We start from the raw sequence: 636 nt of genomic DNA, 5'->3' as shown, positions 1-636 counted from the left end.
CGGCCCTGCGGTCGCTTCTCGAGAGCATCGTGCCGCGGTGCACCGTGATGGACGCGTTCGAGATCGACGTCCCCGACATCGGGCGGCGCGACCTGCTCCTCAATGCCCGGAAGGTCTTCTACGAGGACGGACTTCACACGACCATCCTGCTCGGGCTCGAGGACATCACGAGCCAACGGGCCAAGGAACGCGAGCTCGCCGCGCTCCTGCATCACAAGGATGTGCTGTTGCGGGAGATGCAGCACCGCTTCGGGAACAGCCTGCAGATCATCGCCAGCATTCTCCTCATCAAGGCCAGGGCCGCCCAATCGGACGAGACGCGAGCGCATCTCGAGGACGCCTATCAGCGGGTGATCTCGGTCGCGGCCGTGCAGCAGCAGTTGGAGGTCACCGAGCCTTGCGCGATGATTTCTCTCGGCCCGTATTTGTCACGGCTGTGCGAGGCCCTGAGCAGCTCGATGATCGGCGGCGGGCGACATACGTCGATGCAGGTCCGTGTCGACGACGGTACGGCCACCGCGAGCCAGGCCGTGAGTCTCGGCCTCATCGTGACGGAGCTCCTCATCAACGCCGTGAAATATGCGTTCCCGGACGACCGGAAGGACGGCACCGTCACCGTGTCCTACGAAGTCGCAG

At 64.6% G+C, this 636-nt stretch carries 1 protein-coding gene; it reads left to right on the top strand.

What is annotated here, in order from left to right:
• Positions 1-47: 47 nt before the first annotated feature.
• Positions 48-636: sensor histidine kinase (locus ABTU92_RS30500; RefSeq protein WP_408095268.1), on the top strand; the 589-nt coding region annotated here is incomplete at its 3' end.

Origin of the sequence: Rhodoplanes sp. SY1 (assembly GCF_046000175.1) — a bacterium.
In the GTDB taxonomy this organism is placed as follows: domain Bacteria; phylum Pseudomonadota; class Alphaproteobacteria; order Rhizobiales; family Xanthobacteraceae; genus Rhodoplanes.
The sequence above is the reverse complement of the archived record's forward strand: the minus strand, read 5'-3'. Positions and strand labels throughout refer to the sequence as shown.